Source organism: Acinetobacter sp. 24-47-66, assembly GCF_056779755.1.
The window spans coordinates 1-234 of record NZ_JBWYIL010000052.1; the positions used below are offsets into that span (position 1 = coordinate 1).

Sequence of the window (234 nt, forward strand, 5' to 3'; positions counted from 1 at the left end):
TTTCTTGTTGAAGTGCATCACGTGTTTCATCAGTATATCTTGCTGACTCTTCTAACTTTGCATTGTCATCAAGTTTCTTTTGAAGTTCATTTGCCTTCGTTTCAAGCGCAGTTAAATCCGCTTCAGTTGCTAATGAATCTTCGAACTCTTGTTGTGCATTGGTTTTTAATGCAGCATCCGCAGCGTCTAATTCATCAGTCGCTTTGATCACATCACCTTTGGTAACTGTTTTAG

The 234-nt window shown here is 38.9% G+C and carries 1 protein-coding gene; it reads right to left on the bottom strand.

Annotated features, from left to right (window positions below; all coding sequences use genetic code 11):
* A partial coding sequence (locus tag AC1M84_RS14335; protein ID WP_481595246.1) for a hypothetical protein occupies nucleotides 1-234 on the bottom strand: 234 nt, incomplete at both ends.